Origin of the sequence: Microvirga sp., from assembly GCF_014699075.1 — a bacterium.
GTDB lineage: Bacteria > Pseudomonadota > Alphaproteobacteria > Rhizobiales > Beijerinckiaceae > Microvirga.
The window spans coordinates 60904-77685 of the sequence record NZ_JACXAB010000008.1; the positions used below are offsets into that span (position 1 = coordinate 60904).

Annotated in this window: 15 protein-coding genes; 4 read left to right on the top strand and 11 right to left on the bottom strand. The window is 63.6% G+C overall.

The features are described from left to right. Positions 1-106: 106 nt before the first annotated feature. Complete coding sequence (locus IC232_RS14535; protein WP_190845700.1) at positions 107-1282, top strand: GNAT family N-acetyltransferase; 1176 nt, start codon at positions 107-109, stop codon at positions 1280-1282. Here IC232_RS14535 and IC232_RS14540 read toward each other — a convergent pair. Continuing rightward, on the bottom strand, positions 1279-1851 hold the full coding sequence (locus IC232_RS14540) for an NADPH-dependent FMN reductase (protein ID WP_190845701.1): 573 nt from the start codon (positions 1849-1851) through the stop codon (positions 1279-1281). The genes IC232_RS14535 and IC232_RS14540 overlap by 4 nt on opposite strands. 340 nt (positions 1852-2191) lie before the next feature. On the opposite strand from IC232_RS14540, the gene IC232_RS14545 reads away from it, so the two are divergent. Next, positions 2192-4534, top strand: a complete 2343-nt coding sequence (locus IC232_RS14545; protein ID WP_190845702.1) for an HWE histidine kinase domain-containing protein — start codon at positions 2192-2194, stop codon at positions 4532-4534. A gap of 71 nt (positions 4535-4605) precedes the next feature. Here IC232_RS14545 and IC232_RS14550 read toward each other — a convergent pair whose 3' ends face one another. From IC232_RS14550 to IC232_RS14565, 4 genes are all read right to left on the bottom strand, one after another. Next, positions 4606-4866, bottom strand: a complete 261-nt coding sequence (locus tag IC232_RS14550; RefSeq protein WP_190845703.1) for a hypothetical protein — start codon at positions 4864-4866, stop codon at positions 4606-4608. Further along, complete coding sequence (gene clpA, locus IC232_RS14555) at positions 4863-7325, bottom strand: ATP-dependent Clp protease ATP-binding subunit ClpA (protein WP_190845704.1); 2463 nt, start codon at positions 7323-7325, stop codon at positions 4863-4865. The genes IC232_RS14550 and clpA overlap by 4 nt, the downstream gene beginning before the upstream one ends. Positions 7326-7353: 28 nt before the next feature. Continuing rightward, on the bottom strand, positions 7354-7734 hold the full coding sequence (gene clpS / locus IC232_RS14560) for an ATP-dependent Clp protease adapter ClpS (RefSeq protein WP_246812214.1): 381 nt from the start codon (positions 7732-7734) through the stop codon (positions 7354-7356). Positions 7735-8022: 288 nt separating this feature from the next. Further along, positions 8023-8355 carry a phasin family protein gene (locus IC232_RS14565; protein WP_190845706.1) on the bottom strand — a complete coding sequence of 111 codons (333 nt, stop codon included), beginning with the start codon at positions 8353-8355 and terminating at the stop codon, positions 8023-8025. Positions 8356-8611: 256 nt separating this feature from the next. Between IC232_RS14565 and IC232_RS14570 the strand changes: the two genes are divergently transcribed. Further along, positions 8612-10216, top strand: coding sequence for an SPOR domain-containing protein (locus IC232_RS14570; RefSeq protein WP_190845707.1), 1605 nt, complete (start codon positions 8612-8614; stop codon positions 10214-10216). A 77-nt stretch (positions 10217-10293) separates the two neighbouring features. On the opposite strand, the gene IC232_RS14575 is transcribed toward IC232_RS14570, so the two are convergent. From IC232_RS14575 to IC232_RS14600, 6 genes are all read right to left on the bottom strand, one after another. Then, positions 10294-11004, bottom strand: a complete 711-nt coding sequence (locus IC232_RS14575) for a DnaJ domain-containing protein (protein ID WP_190845708.1) — start codon at positions 11002-11004, stop codon at positions 10294-10296. An 82-nt stretch (positions 11005-11086) separates the two neighbouring features. Then, a complete protein-coding gene (locus tag IC232_RS14580; RefSeq protein ID WP_190845709.1) occupies positions 11087-11794 on the bottom strand; it encodes a glutathione S-transferase N-terminal domain-containing protein in 708 nt (235 codons plus the stop codon). 92 nt (positions 11795-11886) lie between these two features. After that, positions 11887-12243 carry a hypothetical protein gene (locus IC232_RS14585; RefSeq protein WP_190845710.1) on the bottom strand — a complete coding sequence of 119 codons (357 nt, stop codon included), beginning with the start codon at positions 12241-12243 and terminating at the stop codon, positions 11887-11889. An 80-nt stretch (positions 12244-12323) separates the two neighbouring features. Next, complete coding sequence (locus tag IC232_RS14590; RefSeq protein ID WP_190845711.1) at positions 12324-12584, bottom strand: hypothetical protein; 261 nt, start codon at positions 12582-12584, stop codon at positions 12324-12326. A gap of 27 nt (positions 12585-12611) precedes the next feature. Beyond that, positions 12612-13049, bottom strand: a complete 438-nt coding sequence (locus IC232_RS14595; protein ID WP_190845712.1) for a DUF1489 family protein — start codon at positions 13047-13049, stop codon at positions 12612-12614. Between the two features lie 54 nt (positions 13050-13103). Continuing rightward, positions 13104-15080, bottom strand: coding sequence for an acetyl/propionyl/methylcrotonyl-CoA carboxylase subunit alpha (locus tag IC232_RS14600; RefSeq protein ID WP_190845713.1), 1977 nt, complete (start codon positions 15078-15080; stop codon positions 13104-13106). 226 nt (positions 15081-15306) lie between these two features. Here IC232_RS14600 and IC232_RS14605 point away from each other — a divergent pair, with 226 nt between their 5' ends. Beyond that, positions 15307-16653: an Nramp family divalent metal transporter gene (locus tag IC232_RS14605; protein ID WP_190845714.1), complete on the top strand. Its 1347-nt coding sequence runs from the start codon at positions 15307-15309 to the stop codon at positions 16651-16653. The last annotated feature ends 129 nt before the right edge of the window (positions 16654-16782 follow it).

Here is a 16782-nt window from a genome sequence, read left to right on the forward strand (position 1 = left end):
TCCGCAGCCCCGGGATGACGAAGGTGCGAGCTGTCACACACTGATATTGCAAGGATCTCGCCGAGTGATTAGCTCTTAATCCCTAACGGCGGGGTCCCTCCACCCAGTGAACATCCAAGTCAAAATCGCCCAGGGCCTGAAGGCGGTTCCTGCCGCCCAGTGGGATGCCTGTGCTCTCGGCGTGGGGTCAGGCGACGACGAGCCGTTCAATCCCTTCGTGTCCTATGCCTTTCTGTCCGCGCTGGAAGACTCCGGCTGTGTCGGAGCAAAGACCGGCTGGGCGCCCCTGCACGTTCTTGTGGAGGACGAGGACGAGACGATCCTGGGCGCCGCACCCTGCTACCTGAAATCTCACTCCCAGGGCGAATACGTGTTCGACCATTCCTGGGCGGATGCCTATTCGCGGGCCGGCGGGCGCTATTATCCTAAGCTCCAGGTGTCGGTGCCGTTCACGCCCGCTACCGGCCCGCGCCTCCTCGTGCCGAACGGACCCCAGGCGGCGGAGACCCGCTCCACTCTCATCGCCGGCCTCCGGGCGCTGCGGGATCAGACCGGCGCCTCGTCCATCCATGCGACCTTCCTGCAGCAGGACGATCTCGAAGCGTTTACGTCTGACGAGTTCCTGCTCCGGAACGACCAGCAGTTCCACTGGTTCAACGACGGCTATGGCAGCTTCGACAGCTTCCTCGCGGCGCTTGCCTCGCGCAAGCGCAAAGCCATCCGGCGCGAACGACGCGATGCATTGAGCCCCGGCATCACCATCGAGTGGGTGACGGGCAAGGACATCACTGAAGCCCACTGGGACGCCTTCTTCGCTTTCTACATGGACACCGGCTCCCGCAAATGGGGCCGGCCCTATCTCAATCGCCTCTTTTTCTCCCTCATCGGCGAGCGCATGGCGGACCGGGTGCTGCTTGTCATGGCGAAGCGCGATGGCCGCTATATCGCAGGCGCCATCAACTTCATCGGCGACAAGCGCCTCTACGGGCGCAATTGGGGCTGCATCGAGGATCACCCTTTTCTGCATTTCGAGGTCTGCTACTACCAAGCGATCGCATTCGCCATTGAACGCGGCCTCGACCGCGTTGAGGCGGGAGCGCAGGGCGAGCACAAGCTGGCGCGCGGCTACAGGCCCGTGATCACTTCATCGGCCCACGACATCGCCGATCCCGGACTGCGCCGGGCCGTGCGGGCCTATCTCGATCAGGAGCGCCTCTACGTATCCGAAGCAGCCGAGGAGCTGGAGGACGCGACCCCGTTCAAGCATCGGGAAGAGGATTAAGCGCCCGCGGCAGGTGCACGCTGCCGCGCGAAGGCGACGAAGCCCTCGAGAAATGTCCGAAGCTGGCTCTCGATCTTCTGGTCGGTCAGGCTCCCGTCCTGATTGAACACCGTTCCGGCCCGCGACACCATCAGGCGGCCGTCCGACCAGAAGTCGGCCTTCAGGGTGCGCAGGACCGGGAGCCATGCGTTCTGGGACAGAATGGTGCCGAAACCGCCGGGCGAGGCGCCGATCACGGCCACAGGCTTGTTGCCGAAAACGCGCTTGATGTCCGAGTCCGGGCGCGAAAGCCAGTCGATGGCGTTCTTGAACACGCCCGGAATCGAGTTGTTGTATTCCGGCGTCACGAGGAGCAGACCGTCCGCAGCCGCGATGGTATCCTTCAGCGCCGTCACCGTCTCCGGGATGCCCTCCGAGGCTTCCAGATCCGCATCGTAAAGCGGAATGCCACGAATGGTCTCGACGACGAGCTCCGAACCTTCCGGCATCATCCCGGCCGCGCTGCGAAGGAGCGCGGTGTTGTAGGAGGCCTGCCGCAGGCTGCCTGACAGGCCGATCAGTGTCGTCATGGGGACCTCGTGATTGTGCAAGCCCGTCTGGGCATTCCGTTGCGGGATCGGAACCTCATCCAGCCCATGCCCCGCGTGCGGCGAGGTTAAACCATCAAGGTTGGCAACGCGATACGGCCATCAGCTCCGCGACACTGGTAAGTCGATGTCAGCGTCCTAGAAATCACGGGATAACGGTTCATATGTGTCTTGCTGACCTCGAACCCTTCTTCCATCCCTTCGAAACTTCATGGAATTGTCTCCTCAAGTCCCCGATGCAGCCCAACAGAGACGATTGTCTGCCGTTTCAGGTTTCTCGATCCTTGGATGACTTCAAACCCGACCCGCTGGTAGCCCCGTGATGCAGCATCGTCTCGCGACCCTGCCGGACTTCCTTGCCAATGGCGGCACCATGGGCGAGCGCGTCCGCCAGTACGACTGGTCGTCAACTCCGGTCGGCGCCATCGAGACTTGGCCGCACTCCCTGCGCACGGCCGTGAGCATGATGCTCCATTCGAAGTTTCCGACCTTCATGGTCTGGGGGCCGGAGCTGACCGCGTTCTATAACGATGCCTACAGGCCCATGCTGGGCACCAAGCCCGAGGCCCTGGGCCGGCCTTTTCGGGAGATCTGGTCGGAAGCCTGGAACGTGATGGGGCCGATTGCGGAACAGGCCCTCGCCGGCGAGGCCAGCTATTTTGAGGACCTGCCGATTACCCTTGGGCGGAAAGGGTATCCGGAGCAGACATGGTGGACCTTCTCGTACAGCCCCGTCCATGACGAGAACGGCGATGTGGCCGGCGTTCTCTGCATCGTGCATGAAACGACCTCGAAGGTGCTCGGCGAACAGCGCCTCAACTTCCTCGTCCGGCTGAGCGACCGCCTGCGTGGGCTCCACGACCCCATCGAGGTGATCACGGCCGCTCAGGAGATGCTGGGTGCCCATCTCGCAACCAGCCGTGTCGGCTATGGAGAGGTCGAGGAGACGGCCCGCTATTTCACCACGGAACGCAATTGGACCGACGGTACCGTCGCGCATCGCGCCGGAACCCACGATCTTGCAGCCTTCGGTCCCGAGATCCATGGCGCCCTCAAGCGAGGGGAGACGCTTGCGATCCATGACGTGTCAGTCGATCCGCGCACCAATTCGCCGGAACATCAGGCAGCGTTCGCATACCTGGAAACATCCGCGGCCGTCACCGTGAGCCTGGTCAAGCAGGGACGCATGGTGGCGGCCCTCTACGTCCACAACAGAACCCCTCGCCTCTGGAACGAGAACGAAGTCAAACTCATCGAAGATGTTGCTGAGCGGACCTGGGATGCCGTCGAGCGCGCCCGCGCGGAAACCGCATTGCGGGCCAGCCAGGATCGCCTGCGGCTGGCCATCGATGCAGGCCGCATGGCTGTGTGGGAGCATGAAACGGCAACCGATCGCATTACGGCAAGCCCCGAGCTCAATCGCATGCTCGGGTACCCGGCGGATGCCGAACTCGATATCGCCGAGGTCCGAACACGGTATTATCCTGGGGACCGGGAGCTGCTGACAGCTGCCGCGATGGGCGCTCTCAAGAAGGGTGAGCGGTTCTTCGAGGTCGAGTACCGGTTCTACAGGGTCGACGGATCCCTGCGGTGGCTCCTGATGCGCGCCGAGATGCTGCTCGGCCCCGATGGGTTTCCAACGAGGACCATCGGCGTTCTCCTGGACATTACCGACCGCAAGGCCGCCGAGGAGGCGCTGCTCGAGAGAGAGGCGGAGCTGATGGCCGCTCTCGAGGCCGGCTCTCTGGCCATCTTCGACTTCGATCACATCAAGGGAAGGATGAACCCCTCGCCTCGCCTCAGCGAGCTTTACGGCTACCCGCCCGACCATGTGCTGACCCTCGCGGACATCCGGGCGCGCTATCACCCTGACGACATCGCGCAGATCATCAACAAGCGCGATAGGGAGCGGGAGGACACCGGCTTCCGCAACTTCGAATGGACGCTTCGCCTGATGATGCCCGACAGCACAACCCGATGGGTGAGCGGGCGAGGTGAGTATGTCCGGGACGAGAAGAACAACATCATCCGGTCCCGCGGCGTCGTCATGGACATCACCGAACGCAAGCGTTGGGAGGAACACCAGCAGCTGCTGATCAATGAGTTGAACCACCGGGTGAAGAACACCCTGGCGACGGTTCAATCCATCGGCTCCCAGACGCTGCGCAACGCCGACACCATGGAAGGCGCGCGCTCAGCCATGGAGGCGCGCCTGCTCGCCCTCTCCCGCGCCCATGACGTGCTCACCCGGGAGAACTGGGAAGGCGCCGGTCTCCTTGAGATCGTCAGGGAAGCCATGGCTCCTTACAGGCACGAGCGCGAGAGGCGCATCCATATGGACGGGCCGGATACCCGCCTTTCGCCACGGATGGCGCTGGCGCTCGCCATGGCCCTCCAGGAACTCGCCACGAACGCGGTGAAGTATGGTGCCCTGTCCAATGAGCGCGGCGAGGTGCGGATTGCATGGTCGGTAAGCGATGGGGCGGACAAGCGCCTGCATCTGACCTGGTCCGAGACGAACGGACCGACGGTCGAGATCCCCAAACGCCGGGGCTTCGGCACCCGGCTCATCGAACGCAGCCTTGCTCAGGATCTCCACGGGAAGGCGATGATCGATTTTGCTCCGGCCGGCATCGTCTGCACGGTCGACGCCCCGATCGCCTGAAGCAATAAAGAAAAGCCGTACCGGACTGGTGTCCGGTACGGCTCTGTATAAGTTCGGCTGAGGGTCGGGCCTCAGAGAGTGGCTATGATGGCCTCAATACCTTCCATGATCGCTGCCGGCGATGTGCCGAGAGCGCTCAGGCCTACTTCCAGGAACCAGTAGCAGCCAAGGATGATCACCGGCACGAGGATCCAGCCGAGGATTTCCTCGAGCCAGACGCGCCGGCGACGACGCTGGTAGCGCTTCTCGCGCCAAGAGGCTTTCGAGACCTTCGCCGGAGCATCCAGGGTGCGGGAGGCCTGCAACGGCCCCTCGTGAAGTTCAGTCGTCATGCTCTAACCAATGGTACCTTCGGAACGGTGCGGACACCTCCGCCTCCATTACCATCGGAGCCCTTCGGCTTCACCGACTTTTTCGCCTTCGTGGACGTGGACTTCGCCTTGGGCTTCTTCTTGGCGTTCGTCACGACCTTCTCGGGCTTCGGCTTCACCGGGCCTTCCACATACTCGAAGCCCAGACTCTGCAGGCCGATCTCGTCGGTCTTGACCACGACCTTGACCGCTCCGCCCTCCTTGAGGCGTCCGAAGAGTACCTCGTCGGCGAGCGGCGTCTTGATGGTGGTCTGGATCAGACGGCCCATCGGGCGGGCGCCCATGGCCTCGTCGTAACCGTGCTCGACCAGCCAGTCGCGGGCCTCGTCCGTGAGCTCGATGGACACGTTGCGGTCGGCGAGCTGGGCATCCAGCTGCATCACGAACTTGTCGACAACCTTCTGGACCACTTCCTTGGGCAGGTGGCCGAAGGAGATGATGGCATCGAGGCGGTTGCGGAACTCCGGCGTGAACAGCTTGTTCACGGCCTCGGTGTCGTCACCCTCCCGCTTGGTGCGGGTGAAGCCATAGGCCGGGCGGGCCATGTCGGCGGCGCCCGCATTCGTGGTCATGATAATGATCACGTTGCGGAAATCGACCTGCTTGCCGTTGTGGTCCGTCAGCTTCCCGTGGTCCATGACCTGGAGCAGGATGTTGAACAGGTCCGGATGCGCCTTCTCGATCTCGTCGAGCAGGAGCACGCAATGCGGATGCTGGTCAATGCCGTCGGTCAGGAGACCGCCCTGGTCGAAGCCCACATAGCCGGGAGGCGCGCCGATCAGGCGGCTGACCGTGTGCCGTTCCATATACTCCGACATGTCGAAGCGCAGGAGCTCGACGCCTAGTGATACGGAAAGCTGCTTGGCGACCTCGGTCTTGCCGACGCCCGTCGGGCCGGCAAACAGGTAGGAGCCGATGGGCTTTTCCGCGTCGCGCAGGCCGGCGCGGGCCAGCTTGATCGCCGAGGACAGCGCCTCGATGGCCTTGTCCTGCCCGTAGACCACCCGCTTGAGGGTGTCCTGCAGATGCGCGAGCACCTCCGCGTCGTCCTTCGACACGGTCTTGGGCGGGATCCGGGCCATAGTAGCGATGGTGGCCTCGATCTCCTTGATGCCGATGGTCTTCTTGCGACGACCCTCGGGGAGAAGCATCTGCGACGCGCCGGTCTCGTCGATCACGTCGATCGCCTTGTCCGGCAGCTTCCGGTCGTTGATGTAGCGGGCCGACAGCTCCACCGCGGCCTTCACGGCGTCATTGGTGTACTTGAGCTTGTGGAAGTCCTCGAAATAGGGCTTGAGGCCCTTCACGATCTCGATGGCATCCGGCACGGACGGCTCGTTCACGTCGATCTTCTGGAAGCGACGCACGAGGGCCCGATCCTTCTCGAAATACTGGCGGTATTCCTTGTAGGTGGTCGAGCCGATGCAGCGCAGGCTGCCCTGTGCCAGGGCAGGCTTCAGGAGGTTGGAGGCATCCATGGCACCGCCCGAGGTGGCGCCGGCGCCGATCACCGTATGAATTTCATCGATGAACATGATGGCGTTCGGATGGGCCTCGATCTCCTTCATCACCTGCTTCAGGCGCTCTTCGAAGTCGCCGCGATAGCGGGTGCCGGCGAGCAGGGTGCCCATGTCGAGGGAGAAGACGGTCGCGCCCTTCAGAACCTCCGGCACCTGCCCCTGGACGATCTTGCGGGCAAGACCTTCCGCGATGGCGGTCTTGCCGACGCCGGGATCGCCGACGAGGAGCGGATTGTTCTTCTGGCGGCGGCACAGGACTTGGATGGTGCGCTGCACTTCGGACTCACGCCCGATAAGCGGATCGATCCGGCCTTCCTTCGCCTTCTTGTTGAGATTGACGCAGTAAGCCTCAAGAGCGTCGCCCTTTTTTTTCTGGCGCGCGTCGCCCTCGTCCTGGGTCGGACGCTCGTTGGAGGATTCCTCCTCGGAACCGCGCGGAGAGCGGCTCTCGGTGAGGCCGGGGCGCTTGGCAATGCCATGGCTGATGTAGTTGACCGCGTCGTAGCGGGTCATGTCCTGCTCCTGCAGGAAGTAGGCCGCATGGCTCTCCCGCTCGGCGAAGATGGCGACCAGCACGTTGGCGCCGGTCACTTCATCCCGTCCCGAGGACTGGACATGGATAACCGCCCGCTGGATCACGCGCTGGAAGCCGGCCGTCGGCTTGGAGTCCTGACGCCCGTCCGCAACGAGGTTGGCGAGTTCGCTGTCCACGTAATCCACCAGGTTGCGGCGGAGAACTTCGATATCGACATTGCAAGCCCGCATGACGGCGGCCGCGTCCTGGTCGTCGATCAGGGCCAGGAGAAGGTGTTCGAGGGTTGCGTATTCGTGGCGGCGCTCGCCGGCAAGAGCGAGGGCTCGGTGAAGGGCTTGTTCAAGACTGCGAGAAAAGCTCGGCAACGGCTTGTCCTTTATGAGCGGGGCTCGGCTAATTCTTTTCCATTACACATTGCAGAGGATGCTGGTGCTTTCGGGCGAAGTCCATCACCTGGGTCACCTTGGTCTCGGCAATTTCGTAGGTAAAAACTCCACATTCCCCGACGCCGTTCTGGTGCACATGAAGCATGATCCGGGTCGCATCCTCCCGGTTTTTGTTGAAGAAACGCTCCAGCACATGCACCACGAACTCCATCGGGGTGTAATCATCGTTCAAGAGGAGAACGCGGTAAAGGTTCGGCCGTTTCGTGCGCGGCTTGGTTTTCGTGATGATGGCCGTGTTGGAGCGGCCGCCATCATCGCCTCCGGGATCTCTCCCAGGAGGCTCCGACCCGCCGGCAGCCGAGATCGGAGACTGCCTCGACAGAGTCATTGTACCGTAAGCTAACCGCAGCATCGTCGGACGACCGCCCCTTGTTCTCGTCTGGCCCTGCCCGTGGCTCACATCCCGGTTCGAGCCACATCACACAGCCAAATCTATAGTCGCTCCATTCAGTTCGCCAGATCAACCAGATGGGTGGTCGCAGCATGGATGAAAAGAGCGACATCTTGGTCACGCCTTCGCGACCGGCAGCCGGACCTCGGGGCGTCGTTCACCTCAACGCAAAACGCCCGGCACAAGGCCGGGCGCTTCATCCTAAAGGATACGAGACTGCTTGCGTTAGGCAGCGGTCTTGGACAGGAGGCCTTCGTAAGGCTTCAGGGTCTCGGTGGCGAGGTTCGAGTAGAGCGAGCCCATCTTGGTCGACTGGCTGACCAGGTTGTCGAAGGCGCCCTTCACGTAGGCCGTCTGGATTTCGACTGCCTTGTCCAGGGTCTGGACGCCGAGCAGCTTCTCGACCGTGGAGGAGGTGTGCTCGAACGACTTGCGGGCGAATTCGGCCGCCTCGGTGGCGATCGCCTGCGAGGTGCTGGAGAAAGCGCCGAGCGCCTTCATGGTGGCATCCAGGTTATCCTGGCCGAGCTTCTGAATTTGGGTGAACGGCTGAAGCATTGTGAACCTCGACAATAAGGCGTTTAATGATGGTCGGCGCCGCTGAGCAGCTGACGGAGCTCGATATATGCACTGCACAAAAAATTGTCAAATTATTTTGTGCAGTGCACAATATGTCGTGCACCGGAATTGTCCCTGTTAACCCCCCCGTAACCGCAACCCCTTACCGTCAGAGCATGTGTTGCGCCGGCAACGGTTCCTTGTAGAGAGCCGGGCGCATGGGCCTAAGAACCAAACGAAACAGGGATTTTTCAGCATGAATTCGGTTTGGACAGGACACCGAAAGGCATGGGCTCTCGTTGGTATCGTCGCGTCATTTGCTATTACGGTCACCTCTCCCGCTGAAGCGGCGCGCCGCAGGGCTCCGGCCGGCGGCGGCTACGGCCCTCCCAGCGCTTCCATCGTCGTCGATGCCAAGACCGGCAAGATTCTGCAGGGTGAAAACATCGATGCGCCCCGGATTCCCGCCTCCATCACGAAGGTCATGAGCCTTTACCTGCTCTTCGAGCAGATGGAACGGGGCCGGATGAGCGTCGACACGCCCCTGACGGTGTCGTCCTATGCGGCCAGCCAGCCGCCGACCAAGCTCGGCCTGCGTCCCGGATCGACCATCCAGGTTGACGACGCCATCAAGGCGATGGTCACCCTCTCGGCCAACGACGTCTCCGTCGTGGTCGCCGAGAACATTGCCGGTTCGGAAGAGGCCTTCGCCCAGATGATGACCCGCAAGGCCCGGGAACTCGGCATGAGCTCCACGGCCTTCTACAACCCGCACGGCCTGCCGCACGATCCGCCGAACATCACCACGGCGCGCGACCTGTCCGTGCTCGGCCGGGCGATCCAGGACCGCTTCCCAAGATACTTCGCTTATTTCGAGACCCGCTCCTTCCAGTACGGCAAGCGCACGATCCGTGGCCATAACCGGCTCCTGGGCAAGGTCGAGGGCGTAGACGGGATCAAGACCGGCTATACACGCCTGTCCGGCTTCAACCTGCTGACCTCGGTCAACACCGCCAGCCGCAGCATCGTCGCCGTGGTGCTCGGCGGCCGTTCCGGCGCCTCCCGCGACCAGAAGATGGCCGGCCTGATCGACGATCACCTGCCCCGCGCCTATGCCGGCGCCCGCATCGCCCCGCCGGTGGTCGAAGGCTCCGCCCAGCCCACCATGGTGGCCGAAGCTCCCGCTCCCCGTCCGGTCGAGCCGGCTCCCGTCCAGGCTCCGGTCAGGGTCGCGTCCGCTACCCCGGAGGCTCCCATGGCCCAAGCGACGACGCCGCAGCCTGCCCCCGAGCGCAAGCCCCTCGACATGAACACCCTGCGCCCAGTGGTGGCATCCGCCACCGGTGCAAGCTCCACCACGACGCCGTCCTCCACCTCCTCGGTGCGCTGGCAGAAGGGTCAGGAGCCGCTGCCGCTGAACGCCCAGGCCTACGCCGCCCTGCCCCCGCAGGCTGCACCGGCCCAGATCCCGGCATCGCAGAAGGCTGCTCTGGTAGCCAAGATCGAGGCAAAGCCCGTCGAGGCGGTTCCGGCTGCATCGACCCCGGTCGTGACCAAGACCGCATCGCTCAAGGTCGAAGCTCCCGAGCCGAAGAAGGTCGAGCGTCCCTCGGTGACCGGCTGGGTAATCCAGCTCGGCGCCACGGACGACGAGATCAAGGCCAAGGAAATGCTCGACTCCGCCCGCAGCCGCTTCGGCAAGGTGCTCGGCAAGGCCGCGCCGTTCACCGAGAAGGTGACCGTCGACGGCAGCACCCTCTACCGCGCCCGCTTCTCCGGCTTCTCGGAGTCGGATGATGCTGCCAAAGCGTGCAAGCAGCTGAAGAAGAGCGGCGTGAACTGCTTCGCCTCCCGCGCCTGAGGCAGGATTGAAGAACCCTGAGACGGTGCGTGTGCTTGCACCGTCTCGGCGAAGATCACCGGATCGCGCGTGGAGTATCAGCGATGTCGGCCCAGCAGGACTTCTCTCGCCTCGTTGACGCGAGCCGCGAGGTACGCCGTCCCCCCATGGTCGGGATGGAGCCTCTTCATCAAGGTTCGATGCGCTTTTCGGATCTCGTCGAGGCTCGCACCCGGCTGAAGCCCCAGGATCTGATAGGCTTCTTCTTTCGTCATTACGCCCGACTGCGCATGGGTGCGCGTCCGCGTGTCACGATCTCCCTGAGCGTTTTCACGCCAGCCGGCAAACCGGCGATCAAGATACGCTTCTAGGAGGGGAACGCCCTGCGGATCGTGGGCGCTGCATTCGTCGTAGAGGCGGCGCAGGCTCCCCGGATCGAGACTGGACAGGCGCCTTCCCGCGAAGGCCCCGACCAGAACGCTGCCCTCGACGGCACCCGTCGCATGGTCGATTTCCATCTCGATCATGGCCGAGCGGATGCGGGAGAAGCGGCCGGGCTGGGGCTGAAACCGGCTCCACGGCCCTGAGAGTTTGAGGACGTTCCATCCCAGCGCCCAGGCGCCGAGCCCGCCGATGAGGAGCGCAAGGCCGGGCTGGCCTTTGACACCCACCCACACGGCCGCGCCGAGGGCGGCGACGCCGCCTATGGTTCTGACGGCCTTCGCCAGCGCCTTCGGCTCGGTGCGCGTGTAAGTCTTGCCCAGCCACCACAGAAGGGCGACTGCGGCGATTCCGAAAAGAAGCATCATGGTTCTATGTCCCCACCCCAACATGTGGGCCGGGATGGGACGGATGTAAATCGCCGCCAGGAATAATGCAGCGGCAGCCGGCTCAGGCCGGGCGCGCCGGAATGGTGAGGCCGCGCTGAACTGCCGGACGGGCCAGGCCCCGCTCCAGCCATGCGGGCACCCGCTTGAAGCTGTCGAACTCCACCAGTTCGCCCGCACCATAGAAGCCGATAAGGTTGCGCACCCAGCCCAGCAGGGAGATGTCGGCGATGGTGTAGTCCTGGCCCATGATCCAGTCGCGCCCCTCGAGCCGGGTCTCAAGCACGCCCAGCAGGCGCTTGGACTCGTTGCGGTACCGCTCCAGGGGCCGCTTGTCCTCGATCTCGCGACCGGCAAACTTATGGAAGAAGCCGAGTTGGCCGAACATCGGGCCGACAGAGGCCATCTGGAAGAACACCCACTGGATGGTCTCGTAGCGGCGCACCGGGTCGGAGGGCAGAAGCTGGCCTGTCTTCTCGGCGAGGTATAGGAGGATGGCGCCGGACTCGAACAGGCCGAACGGTTTGCCGCCCGGTCCATCGGGATCGATGATCGCCGGGATCTTGCCGTTCGGGTTCAGGGACAGGAATTCCGGACCCCAGGTCTCGTTTTCGCCGATGTTGATGAAGTGCGGCTCGTAGGCCAGCCCAGTCTCCTCCAGCATGATGGAGACCTTCACGCCGTTCGGCGTCGGTGTGGAATAGAGCTGGATGCGGTCGGGATTTTGAGCCGGCCAGCGGCTGGTGATCGGGAAGGCGGAGAGATCGGCCATGGGAACTCCATCAGCGACGTGAGTCGTGGTGGAGGGATGCTAGAGGGGTGGCAACGGCTTGCAACCGCGAAGCCGCTGCCGCCGATCAAGTTTCAGTGCAGAAGGCGAACCGCACCGCGCTGGCTTTCGCGATCCCAGGCCTCCACGACGACGCCGTTGATGCCCGAGTCGTGCAGCCTGTCGCTCAGATCGATGAAGTGACGCTCGGTGGCCTCCACATCGAACTCGATCTGCTCGTCCTCCGACTGCTCCAGCTCGCAGGCCGCATAGCGCTCGTAGGCGGCCGACATTTCGGCATAGGCGAACGCAACCGGCAGGGTGCGGAAGATGGTGGAGAATTCTTCATCCAGCTCCCCGGTCGTCAGGTCGCGCATTTGGACGAGATAGCCGTCGTCATGCTCACAGACCTCGTAACGCCAGTGCCGGCCTTCGGATGCACACATCAGCATCGGAACCTCCACTCAACTGAACTGCTGAGCCAATGCGAATCGTGGCAGCGAGGTTCCAGGAAGATCCCCAGCAAAAGAGTCTAACGGCTGAACCCATATTCAGCTCGGACGCGGCCGCTGATCCGCACCTTCGTCCCATTGCCGAGATCGATGAAACCCTGGTCCGCCCTGAGGCCGTCGCGCCTTTCCGCTCTGTTACGAGCAGATGGGAGGGGCTCCTCGCAGCCCGGCGGAAGCCTCACTTCCACGCCGGGCGGCAGGTGAGGCGTGCGGCACTCTTTCGCAAGCGCCGATCCGGCTGAGGCAATCAGCAGCAGGGAAAAGACGATCGGGAGCCTCATCGCAACGTCTCCAGGGATTCACATAAGTTACAGAAGACCGAGTTCGGCCAGTTCCCTGCGCATGTCCTCGGGCATCTTGGCAAGGTCTCCTGCCTTGCCATCGATATCACGCGGGGCGTCCTTGGCAACGAGATAGCGCCAGCCCTGGAACGGCCTGTAGGGCCTCGGCTCCACCGCGACCACCTTCGGATCCAGCACCAGCCGGCAGCGCCCGATGCCATCGCCGTCGGTGAAGGGACGAACATCGAGAAGTGCCTGCCTGGCCGCAACATGACCTTTGATGACCCAGTACAGCGAGCCGCCACCCAGAAGCTCGTCAACGCGCTTGGGCACCATGCGGGTCGTGTGCGTCTGCTCGTAGTCGCGCCCGAGCCTCTGATGAAGCACACGGTTCTCCTCGATCCATTCCTCAAGATCGGTGATCGAGTCGCAGCCGACGCAGAGTTTGATCAGGTGAAGTGTCATGTCTGGTTTCAACCATGCGCATCGCGGATCGGACATCCGGCGATGCGCCGCAGGCTATTCCTCGGTCTTGAGAACGATCAGTCGTGCGCCTTCCGCCACCTGGGCGCCCGGCTCGGCGGCGATCTCCGCCACTTCCGCATCGGCCGGTGCCACCAGCACGTGCTCCATTTTCATCGCTTCGACGATCGCGAGCCGCTGCCCCTTCTCGACCCGGTCGCCCAGCTGCACGAATATCGCGATCAGTTTGCCATGCATGGGAGCTTTGATTGAGCCACCCTCATCCATGTGCTCGAGATCCACATCGAAGGGATCGTAAGGCTGCACAAGGGTCTGGCGCCCGTTGCGCAGGATATAGACGCCATGCGGTGCCTCGACCTCCTGGTCGATCTCCTCATCCGCCCAAGGGTCGCTCTCGCCGAAAGCCACCGTGCTCGCGCCGTGATGCTCGGGGCTGAACACCTCGCGGGCATCAACCCGCTCGCCATCCACAAGAAGCGGCACGCCAACGCTGCGCGCGCCGAGCAACTGGAAGCCATCTGGGTTCGACCAGGGCGAGGATGGCTCGTCGCTCTTCTGCAGTTCGGCCATGCGCAGCCGCTCGATTTCCCGCGAGATGAGCGCCGCCGCGCCGAACGACACGGCGACATCGTCGCGCGGTTGAGGCCCGACACCAAGCGCATCGAGGTTGCGGTCGATGAAGCCGGTGTCGAACTGCCCTGCCCTGAAGCCTTCCGCCTCGCAGAGCTTCTTCAGGAAGGCCGCGTTGGTTTTGGGGCCGGCGACGATGGTCTGCCCGAGCGCCTCCGCCAGCCTGTCCAGCGCTTCCTCACGGGTTGCGCCGTGCGCGATGACCTTGGCGATCATCGGATCGTAATAAGGCGTGACCTCCGCTCCGGCCTCAACGCCGGTATCGATGCGGATGCCCTCGTGTTCCGGAAACTCCAGAGCCCAGAGCTTTGCGGTCGAGGGCAGGAACTCCTTTTCCGGATCCTCCGCATAGAGCCGCGCCTCGACCGCATGACCGTCGATGGTGAGGTCGTCCTGGCCGAAGGGCAGCGTCTCGCCGGACGCCGCGCGGAACTGCAATTCAACGAGGTCGAGCCCCGTGATCAACTCGGTGACGGGATGCTCCACCTGCAAGCGGGTGTTCATCTCCATGAAATAGAAGCGGTCCGGGCGCAGGCCCTCGCGGCCGTCGGCGATGAACTCGACGGTGCCGGCGCCCACATAGCCCACCGCGCGGGCGGCCTCGACGGCGGCGCGGCCCATCACGTCACGCATCTCGGGCGGCATGCCGGGAGCCGGCGCCTCCTCGATGACCTTCTGGTGGCGGCGCTGGAGCGAGCAGTCGCGCTCGAAGAGATGCACCACGTTGCCGTGGCTGTCGGCGAAGACCTGGATCTCGATGTGGCGGGGCGAGAGGATGTATTTCTCCACCAGCACGCGCGGGTCGCCGAACGCGCTCGCGGCCTCGCGCTGGGCGCTCTCGAGCGCGGCATCGAAATCGGCCGCCTTCTCGACCCGCCGCATGCCCTTGCCGCCGCCGCCAGCGACCGCCTTGATGAGAACCGGATAGCCGATCTCATAGGCCTTCTGGCGCAGGAAGTCCGGATCCTGCTTGGCGCCGTGATAGCCCGGCACCACCGGCACGCCGGCCTGCTGCACGAGCGCCTTGGCGGCATCCTTCAGGCCCATGGCCTTGATGGCGGAGGCCGGCGGGCCGACGAACACGATGCCGTTCGCAGCACACGCTTCGGCGAACTCGGCCCGTTCGGACAGGAAGCCGTAGCCTGGATGGATCGAGGCGGCGTTCGTGCGGTTGGCGACCTCGATGATCCTGTCGATCTGGAGATAGCTCTCGCGGGCAGGCGGCGGGCCGATGGGATGGGCCTCGTCGGCCATTTGCACGAACAGCGCATCCGCGTCGGCTTCCGAATAGACCGCGATGGTGCGCATACCCAGCTGCCGGGCCGTGCGGATGATGCGGCACGCGATCTCGCCGCGATTGGCGATCAGGACGCTCTCGAGCATGTCCATCCCTTGTCTGATGTCTGTTCAGGTTTTGGGAAACCTAGAGCAAACCTCAAGCCTCTTGTCACGCGGGAACCGTCCTTGACGCTCGTCTCCAACAGGCTGGACGCCTCATAAGGGCTAGAGCGCCATTCCTTATGCAACTTTGTGCAACTCTCCTCTTGCCGGGACGCTTGTTCCACGCTAGCCTTCTTTTGCAAATCATTTGCAACTGCAGAAAGTGACCATGGATCAACCGGCTCCCGTCTCCCTTGTGCAGAAGGCCGCATGGCGGCGCTCCGCGGAACTGCCCTCCCTGCCGGAGGTCAACCGCTCGATCGCCGTGCGACCGGGATCGACGTGGCGACGGGCAGCGGCCTTCATGGGGCCGGGCTATCTGGTAGCCGTGGGCTACATGGACCCGGGCAACTGGGCGACCTCCCTCGCGGGCGGCTCGAAATACGGCTACGCCCTGCTCTCGGTGGCGCTGATCTCCAACATCATGGCGATCATCCTGCAGTCGCTCTGCGCACGGCTCGCCGTGGCCACCGGCCGTGACCTCGCCCAGGCCTGCCGGGACGCGTATCCCAGGCCGGTCGCCTGGGGATTGTGGCTGCTGGCCGAACTCGCCATCTGTGCCACCGATCTGGCCGAGGTCATCGGCACGGCCATCGGCCTCAATCTGCTTTTCGGCATTCCGCTCGAGATTGGTGTCATCATCACGGCGCTGGACGTGTTCCTGATCCTGTATCTCCAGAACCTCGGCTTCCGTTGGGTCGAAGCCTTCATCATCACTCTGCTCGGCGTGATCGCGGTCTGCTTCGGCATCCAGATCGCCATGGCCGATCCGGACTGGTCGGGCGTGATCACCGGCTTTGCGCCGACGACTCAGATCGTCACCGATCCGGACATGCTCTATCTCGCGCTCGGAATCCTCGGCGCGACGGTGATGCCGCATAACCTCTACCTGCATTCCGGCATCGTGCAGACCCGCGCCTATGGTGACACGGTGAAGGAACGGCGTGAGGCCCTGCGCTTCGCTACCTGGGACTCCACGATCGCGCTGATGTTCGCCCTCACCATCAACGCCTCCCTGCTCATCCTCGCAGCCGCCGCCTTCCATGGAACAGGACGCACCGAGATCGCCGAGCTCGGCGAGGCGCACACCCTGCTCCAGCCGATCCTCGGCAGCGCCATCGCCCCGATGCTGTTCGGCCTGTCGCTCCTGTGTTGCGGGCTGAACTCGACGGTCACGGCCACCATGGCCGGCCAGATCGTCATGGAGGGCTTCATCAACTTCAAGATCGCGCCCTGGATGCGCCGTCTCATCACCCGCGGCATCGCCATCATCCCGGCGGCCGCCGTCACCATTGCCTATGGCGAGGGCGGCACGGCGAAACTGCTGATCCTGAGCCAGGTGATCCTGAGCCTCCAGCTCCCCTTCGCGATCATTCCCCTGGTGACGATGACCGCCTCGAAAGCCAAGATGGGCGCCCTCGTCACCCCGCGCTGGCTCACGGCTTTTGCCGGAATCATCGCGGTGGTGATCGTGGTGCTGAACGTGAAGCTCTTGGTGGATTTCGTGCTGGGATAAAGGGTGCTGACCGTCATTCCGGGGCGCCGAAGGCGAGCCCGGAATCCATAAACACAACAAGAATAAGAAAGGCGCTGCGGCAGTCGCAGCGCCTTCTCCTTTGAACCTTGAGGATATGGATTCCGGGCT

Excerpts from the sequence above, each read along its gene's own strand:
- IC232_RS14540 (WP_190845701.1), bottom strand. The coding sequence starts at position 1,851 with ATGACGACACTGATCGGCCTGTCAGGCAGCCTGCGGCAGGCCTCCTAC.
- IC232_RS14545 (WP_190845702.1), top strand. The coding sequence starts at position 2,192 with ATGCAGCATCGTCTCGCGACCCTGCCGGACTTCCTTGCCAATGGCGGC.
- IC232_RS14550 (WP_190845703.1), bottom strand. The coding sequence starts at position 4,866 with ATGACGACTGAACTTCACGAGGGGCCGTTGCAGGCCTCCCGCACCCTG.
- clpS (WP_246812214.1), bottom strand. The coding sequence starts at position 7,734 with ATGACTCTGTCGAGGCAGTCTCCGATCTCGGCTGCCGGCGGGTCGGAG.
- IC232_RS14565 (WP_190845706.1), bottom strand. The coding sequence starts at position 8,355 with ATGCTTCAGCCGTTCACCCAAATTCAGAAGCTCGGCCAGGATAACCTG.
- IC232_RS14570 (WP_190845707.1), top strand. The coding sequence starts at position 8,612 with ATGAATTCGGTTTGGACAGGACACCGAAAGGCATGGGCTCTCGTTGGT.
- IC232_RS14575 (WP_190845708.1), bottom strand. The coding sequence starts at position 11,004 with ATGATGCTTCTTTTCGGAATCGCCGCAGTCGCCCTTCTGTGGTGGCTG.
- IC232_RS14580 (WP_190845709.1), bottom strand. The coding sequence starts at position 11,794 with ATGGCCGATCTCTCCGCCTTCCCGATCACCAGCCGCTGGCCGGCTCAA.
- IC232_RS14585 (WP_190845710.1), bottom strand. The coding sequence starts at position 12,243 with ATGCTGATGTGTGCATCCGAAGGCCGGCACTGGCGTTACGAGGTCTGT.
- IC232_RS14590 (WP_190845711.1), bottom strand. The coding sequence starts at position 12,584 with ATGAGGCTCCCGATCGTCTTTTCCCTGCTGCTGATTGCCTCAGCCGGA.
- IC232_RS14595 (WP_190845712.1), bottom strand. The coding sequence starts at position 13,049 with ATGACACTTCACCTGATCAAACTCTGCGTCGGCTGCGACTCGATCACC.
- IC232_RS14600 (WP_190845713.1), bottom strand. The coding sequence starts at position 15,080 with ATGCTCGAGAGCGTCCTGATCGCCAATCGCGGCGAGATCGCGTGCCGC.
- IC232_RS14605 (WP_190845714.1), top strand. The coding sequence starts at position 15,307 with ATGGATCAACCGGCTCCCGTCTCCCTTGTGCAGAAGGCCGCATGGCGG.